Genomic DNA, 7,721 nt, shown 5'->3' on the forward strand with positions numbered 1-7,721 from the left:
AGATAATTTTACTTGCAAGTTGGCAACTCGATCGCCAACTCCGTCCCCTCTCCGGGTGTCGAAAAACACCACAACTTCCCCCGATGATTTTCCGTGACAATTTGATAGCTAGTTGCTAGCCCCATCCCCGTACCTTTACCCACCGGTTTAGTCGTAAAAAAGGGATTAAATATTTTTTCTTGAACTTCGGGAGTTATCCCGCAACCGTTATCATGAATCGAGATCGACACGCGATTGTCAGCAGCGAACGAAGTGGCGATCGCGATCCGACCAATATAATTTAATTTGGCGCTGGGTTCTAGGCTTTCTCGCCTTTGTTCGATCGCATCGATCGCATTCACCAGCAAATTCATAAATACCTGATTTAACAAACCGCCATAACATTCAACCAGAGGTACTTCACCATAATATTTGGCGACATGAATTTCTGGTTTTCCCGCCCTACCGTTCAAGCGATTTTGTAAAATCACTAAGGTACTTTCGAGATTCTCGTGAATATCTGTGCTTTTTAAATCCGCTTCGTCCAACCGCGAAAAAGTCCGCAGCGACTTAACAATATCGCTGATGCGCGCGGCTCCAGTTTTCATCGATTTCAACAGCTTATAAAAATCATTTTCTAGATACTCAAGCTCGATATCTTCGATAAAATCGGCAATCGCCTGGGGCGGAATCGGATAATGCTCTCGGTAAAGATGAATTAGTTGAATTAACTCGCTCGCACAATCGGTAGCAGGTTGAATATTGCCATAAATAAAACTGACTGGATTGTTAATTTCATGGGCAATTCCGGCAACTAATTGACCCAAACTAGACATTTTTTCCGCTTGAATTAACTGAGTTTGGGTATCCTGCAACTTTTTCAGGGTTGCTTCTAATTCTTCAGTTTGCAGCCGCAGTTGAATTTCTGATTGACGCACTGCTGCTTCCGCCTGCATCCGTTCCATTTCCGCAGCCGCACGGGTGGCAAATATTCTCAAGATAGCTGACTGCATTTCTAGATATTTCACCATCGGCTCAGTATCCATCACTACGAGCAATCCCCAACAATTTCCAGCGGCATCTACAATCGGTACACCCGCATAACTTTGGGCTTGGAGACTTGCTAAATTATCATCTTTGGGGAACCAGCAGTGCAAGAGATTGGGATACCGACATATCTCGGTACACCGCTCGACATTTTGACAGGGTGTCTCGGATAGATGGTAAGTAAAATTATCCCCAAATTCATCTCCCGCCCAAAATGCTAGAGTTGTGGCGATCGTTTTTTCAGAGTCACCAAATTCAGCAATCAAAGCATAGCGAACTTCTAGTGCCTTGGCGAGATATTGAACGCAGCTTTTGAAGAATGCTGCGCCGGTTTTTGCCGCCGTACCTTCGACTACTAAGCGGAGAGCTTGCTGTTGGCGTTTGCGATCGGTGATATCTCTGGCGACAAACACCACTTGCTCTTGAGACATGGGAGAAATCCTGGCATCAAACCAGACTGAGCGATCGCCAATTGGTAATGAGTATTCCAACTGCGTCACGCATTGATTGGCGATCGCTTCTTGAATCGACTCTAGGAAAAAATCTGCTGATTCTTTGGGTAAAACTTCGTGAAGAGTTTTACCTAAAATTTGAGCGGTAGGTTTGTACAACAAGGGAGCCGAGCTGGGGGATATTTTGAGATAGCGTCCCTCTGCATCCAGCACCATAATCACATCCTGCATGGCGTTAAATAGTGCGATTAATTCTGCTTGAGAGGCAGCTAACTCTAATTCTGCGGTTTTGCGATCGCTGATATCGCAATGAGTGCCGATAAACCGCATCGGTTCAGATTCTTCGTCCCATTCCACCACCTGACCCCGGTCTAAAATCCACTTGTAAGAACCGTCTTTGCAGCGCAGGCGGTGTTCGTTGCGACAGGTAGAAGTTTCGCCGCGAAAATGTTTGGCAAAATCTATATAGCATTGAGCTTTATCCTCTGGATGTACCCGACCGTCCCACTCTGCTAAATCATTCACAATTTCGTGTTCTGCATAGCCCAGCATCGCTTTCCACTGCCTGGAAAAGATGACTTCATTGGTTTTGAGGTTCCAATCCCAAGTGCCATCTCCCGCTCCTTCTATAGCCAACTGCCAGCGGCTGTTACTTTCTTCTAAAGCGATTTGTGCTTGTTTTTGAGGGTGGATGTAACGCGCTATTCCCAAACAGGCAACGAATTCTCCAGCGTCATTTACGATCGCGGATACATTGGCAGAGTGCCAGTAATAGTTGCCATCTCGATGCAAAACTCGGTACTCAGATCCCCGCAGTTTCTCACCTTGCAAAGAGCGATCGAGAGTATTTTTACAAATTGGTAAATCTTCTGGATAAACCCAATTAGCAAAACTCTCATGTAACATTTCTGCTGCTTCATATCCCATGATTTCTTTTAATTGGGGACTGACATAGCTGAAGGTGCTATCGGGATTGACGATATAAACCATATCGTTGAGATTTTCCACGATCGTGCGGAATCTGTTTTCACTGGTTTTGATGGCAATTTCTGCGGCTTTGCTCTCGGTATTGTCCCGAACATAGCCATGCCAAATAGTGCTGCCATCGGGTTGTCGCTGCGGTGTAGAATCGCCGCGCAACCACCGCAACCGCCCGTCGGGAAAACACAGCCGGTATTCGCAACACCAAGGTGTCTGATGTTGGGCAGAATCGAGAATCGATTGATAAACGCGATCGAAATCTTCAGGATGGAGGTGATTGAAAATACAAGTCGCATCTTGTTGCACTTGTTCTCGGGTAACGCCGTAAATCTCTTCCAGTCTGCCGCTGGCATAGGGAAAATGGAAACCACCATCAATATCCATGCGAAACTGATAAATAACGCCCGGGATGTGGCGGGCAATTTGCTCTAAAATACCAGTATCTGTGGGACTGATGGGACTCTCCGGTGCGATACCTGCTTCCCGAAGTTGAGCTTGGGTTTGGGCGAGTTGGCGGGTAAGTTCTTCGACTTGTGTTTCGGCTTGTTTGCGCCCTGTAACATCTCGCATGACTAACAAGTAGCGGTGAGGCCAAAAGTTGAGCGTTATTGCATATTCGACGGTGCGAATCTCTGCATCAGCCCGCACTAACTCAAATTCACCCTGCACTTTTTCCGGTTTCTGGCATTCTTCCCACACCTGTTGAAAATTCCAGCTTGGTTTTGCAAACTCCCAGATCCAGCGCCCGAGGAGTTGTTCTCTTTTTAGTCCAAGCAATTCGCAGGCGGCGGGGTTGACATTGAGGTATCGCCCTTTGTTATCGGCGATCGCGATCGCATCTAGAGCAGTTTCCCAAATAGTCCGCAATTTCCTCTCTCTGAAACAAATCAAAGTGCGATCGTCTGCTGCTGATGGGGGATTGATTTCTCGATCGCCGTCTAAAAATTCAGACATAAATTATTGAATCAGGTGTAAAATAATACATAGTATTTGCGTAATATCGCCAACCAACTTACGAGTTACTCTATTTCTACTAATTCTCAAAACTCACAGAACAATAAGGTTCCTCGTACCGGAACACCCTTAAATCCTGAAAAAAAGTGACAATCTCGCCTCGACGCACCTGAGACAATAGTTAGGCAAACACAGCCAAAACTTGTAACTGTTGCCAGACAAAAAGAGCATAGAAATCATTTTCTATACTAATTATACAGAAATTTTCAGCATTCTTATAAGTAGATTCACTTAAATTCGCGGGCGAAAACAAAAAGTTTTATGTTTTTTTGATTAATAAATCAGAACCCTGACGCTCAGAAATCGATATTTGTCAACAGCAAAGACACGCAAATATCCGCAGATCGGATTAATTTTAAATCTGGGGAGATTTGGGTGTCTTTACTTGGATTTGCGGTGTTATGCTGCTTTATTCGCCGTAATGGCCACCAGCAACCTTACCCCGAAATACTACGTAGTTGTAGATGTTGTAGAAAATCATGATCGGGATCAGAAAGCCGATGAACACAATCATAAATACCAGGGCGCTGGGTGCCGCCGCCGCTTGGTAAATCGTGAGTTGTGTCGGAATAATGTAGGGAAAAACAATCAATCCCAAACCGATGAAACTGAGCAAGAAAATCATAATCGTCCAGACAAACGGCGTGCGTTCTTGTTTTTGTTCCAGGCTTCTGAGCAAGAGTCCAACCAGCAGCAATCCCAGCACGGGAATCGCCGCAAAAACATAAACTAGCGGTTTATCGAACAATCTTGCTCTGGTACTTTCATAAAAAACCGGAGTGGCGATGGTAATCAAAATTGCTCCGATTAATGTTGTCACCGCCGCAATTTTAGCGGTGCGGTAGTGATTTGTTTGCAATTCCCCATCGGTTTTCATAATCAGATAGGTGGAACCGATCAACACGTAGCCTTGAACCAGTGTCAAAGCCACCAAGATCGATCGCCAATCCAGCCAATCCCAAGTAGTCCCCACAAAGTGACCCGCTTCATCCACCGCAATGCCTTCAAGCACCGCGCCGAGGGCAAATCCTTGAGCTAAAGCTGCCAAAAAACTGCCCGCACCGAAAGCATAATTCCAAAACAACTTGCGGTTAGAATGCTCGCGAAATTCAAAGGCTACAGCCCGAAATATTAAACCGAAAAGCATCATGCAAATCGGTATGTACAAGGCAGTTAAAATTGTGCCGTAAGCCAAAGGAAATGCACCAAATAAAGCGCCTCCCATTAAAACCAGCCATGTTTCGTTAGCATCCCAAACATTGCCCAGACTGGTCATTAAAATGCCTCGGCGCTCGTCATCAGAAGCAGTCAAAGATAATATTCCCACCCCTAAGTCAAAGCCATCTAGCATGACATAGAGCAAAAGAAATAAACCCAAAATGATGAACCAGACTTGCGGGAGAAAATGCTCCAAAGCTTGCATAAAATCTCCTATTGTTGTGCTTCTACAGGGCGTTGATCGGGAATGTGTTCTGCGAGTTCAGTTTCGATCGCAGGTTGATTGCCTAAACCAGGTACTGACAGATTTAAATTAGGGCCTTTGCGGATAATGCGGCTGCCAAAATACAAGGCGCAAACAAACAAAAAGCTGTAAATAATCGCAAAGAAACTCAGAGAAGTTAAAACATTGCTAGCGGGGATATTTGATACGCCGTCAGCCGTGCGAATTTGCCCGTATAAAACCCAGGGCTGTCTGCCTACACAGCGCACAATCCAACCCGATTCTACAGCGATATATCCCAGGGGTGCTGCTAAGATCCAAGCGCGCATCAACCAAGGTTGACTGCTAATATTTTCAGCAGAAAGTTTGCCTCGCATCCACTGAATTGTGCTGAACAGCATCAATCCTACAAAGAAGAATCCAATCCCGGACATGATGCGGAAACAATAGTAGATTAAACCTACCATCCGGGGTCGATCTTCTGGTTTCCACTCTTTTAAACCGAGGACTGGTTCGGAAAGTTTTTGTTTGAATTCTAGAACGTATCCTAAGCCATTGGGAATTTTAATTTCCCAGTCATTTTTTTGGGCTTTTTCATTAGGCAAAGCTAGCAAAGTCCAATCGGCTGATTCTCCGGCTGCTGAGGTTTCCCATTTAGCTTCGATCGCTGCTAATTTTGTCGGCTGATAGTGATAGACTTGTTCGGCGCTCAAATGTCCGATGAATATCTGCAAAGGTGCAACTGCGATCGCCGTCGCTATGGCAATCTTTAAAGATTTGGAAAAGAAGGCTTCGTTGCGCTTATTTAGAATGTACCAAGCGCTAATTCCACCAATTACAAACAGGGAAGTTTCTAACGTCGCAAAAAACATATGTAGAATGCTGTTTAATGCGAAGGGGTTCATAATTGCTTGAAAGTAATCGGTGACAACAAACTTGCCATTGACCATTTCTCCGCCTGCTGGAGTTTGCAGCCAAGAGTTAGCGACTAAAATCCATACAGTGGATAGGTTTGCGCCGAAGGCTACCATGATGGTAGCGAAATAATGGACGATCGGGTGAACGCGCCCCCAACCGAATAGCATAATTCCTAAAAAGCCAGCTTCTAGCATAAATGCCATTGAAGCTTCAAACCCTAAAATGCTGCCAAAAAAGTCACCCACGGCTTCGGAAAATGGTGCCCAATTCGTCCCAAATTGAAACTCCATGGGAATGCCGGAAGCTACACCAATACCGAAGTTGAGAACGTATAGTTTCGACCAAAAACGAGCGTGGTGGTAATAGTCAGGATTGCGAGTTTTCAGCCACATTCCCTCAACAATTACCAGATAAATTCCCATTCCCGTTGTCAAAACTGGCCACAGCATATGGAATATGGCGGTTAGCGCAAATTGCATCCGCGATAGCGCCACGGTATTAGATAAGATATCCATGTTTGTGTCCTTTGGTCAGTTCAACAGAGATTAGTTTGCACAATTTTTAGAATTGACATTAACTACAATGTAATGTAAAAATTCGTGACATTTTGTATGGTTGGCAATTTTTAAGGTTTTATACAGATTTGATTTGTGTTTTTTAATACGTTTATCGGTTGTTTTTATTGGAAAATAGGTACATTTGAATTTATGGTTGGGTGGGCGGGTTTACCAGATTATTGGTTTTGGGCGATTATTTCGGTGAACCAGCCCTTACAAGATTGATATTTGTTGATGCGGGGATACGATTTTAGTACATTTGAATTTATGGTTGGGTGGGGGCGGGTTTTTGAGATTGTTTGTTTTGGGCGGTTATTTCGGTGAACCCGCCCCTTGTATCTTAAAAGAGTCAGGCGATCAAACCGTAGACCGCAGGCTATAGAACCGAAGACACGGTTGTAATCAAACCGCAGACACGGTTGTAACTGAATCCTAACACGAGTAAATATAAAGAAACCATTAAAGTTTCTTGCCTATAGGTACAAATGACAGTAGAAAGTGTTGTGATCGGACATCAGAAATTGGTGAAGTTGGCCCGCCCCTTAGACACTCACAAGTCTGTTGCGTAGATAAGCTCCCATGACTGATGACAGGCGCATATAAAAAACTGGACAGTATCTTAGGCGCTCGTTTTCACGGGACAGCCTGCATTTATAAGGTTAGTTAAATTGCCTGTCATGTTCTTTCATACAAACAGGGAGCTTGGAGCAAACAATGACACCGACATTTTTAGGCATAGATATCAGTAAAAAAGACTTTCATGTTTTTTTACTGAAAGAAGAACGTGGCTCAAAACCCAAAAAGTTCACGAATAATACCGAAGGGTTTGAGAGCTTAAATCAGTGGCCGGGAAAACAAGGTGTTGAAGAACTTCATGCTTGTATGGAAGCCACGAGCAATTAGGTCGATGCCCTAGCTGAGTTTCTGTATGAAGCAGGCTACCAGGTGAGTGTGGTTAATCCGGCTCGGATTAAAGGGTTTGCTAAAAGCGAACTTTTACGTACCAAAACTGACTCTGTAGATGCAGCATTGATTGCTCGTTTTTGTGCGGCGATTAAACCGTCATTTTGGAAGCCAACTCCGCTCGAAGTCAAGGATTTACAAGCTTTATTGCGACGACTAGAATCTTTAACCGAGATGTATCAACAGGAAGAGAATCGTTTGGAAACAGCTACAGAAACCGTAGCTAAACTTACGAAAGCTCATTTGGAATACATTAAAGAACAACAAGCCGAAATCAAAAAAATGATTAGCGATCATTTTGACCAACATCCGCATTTAAAACAGCAGCGCGAGCTGTTGACTTCGATTCCAGGTATTGGAGAACAGACG

General features: G+C 44.3%; 5 protein-coding genes. 2 read left to right on the forward strand and 3 right to left on the reverse strand.

What is annotated here, in order from left to right:
- Positions 1–8: 8 nt before the first annotated feature.
- From JGK11_RS05075 to JGK11_RS05085, 3 genes are all read right to left on the reverse strand, one after another.
- The gene (locus tag JGK11_RS05075) at positions 9–3,413 is read right to left on the reverse strand and encodes a PAS domain S-box protein (RefSeq protein ID WP_293210844.1); all 3,405 of its coding nucleotides are present in this window, start codon (positions 3,411–3,413) and stop codon (positions 9–11) included.
- Between the two features lie 469 nt (positions 3,414–3,882).
- Complete coding sequence (cydB, locus tag JGK11_RS05080) at positions 3,883–4,896, reverse strand: cytochrome d ubiquinol oxidase subunit II (RefSeq protein WP_293181501.1); 1,014 nt, start codon at positions 4,894–4,896, stop codon at positions 3,883–3,885.
- An 8-nt stretch (positions 4,897–4,904) separates the two neighbouring features.
- Complete coding sequence (locus tag JGK11_RS05085; RefSeq protein ID WP_293181498.1) at positions 4,905–6,347, reverse strand: cytochrome ubiquinol oxidase subunit I; 1,443 nt, start codon at positions 6,345–6,347, stop codon at positions 4,905–4,907.
- A gap of 756 nt (positions 6,348–7,103) precedes the next feature.
- Here JGK11_RS05085 and JGK11_RS05090 point away from each other — a divergent pair.
- Entirely contained in the window at positions 7,104–7,292 is a 189-nt protein-coding gene (locus tag JGK11_RS05090; protein WP_293210846.1) for a hypothetical protein, read from the forward strand.
- Positions 7,293–7,313: 21 nt separating this feature from the next.
- On the forward strand, positions 7,314–7,721 hold a 408-nt coding region (locus tag JGK11_RS05095), incomplete at its 3' end, for a transposase (protein ID WP_293210850.1).

Source organism: Microcoleus sp. PH2017_34_RAT_O_A (assembly GCF_020737885.1).
Classification (GTDB): Bacteria; Cyanobacteriota; Cyanobacteriia; order Cyanobacteriales; family Microcoleaceae; genus Microcoleus.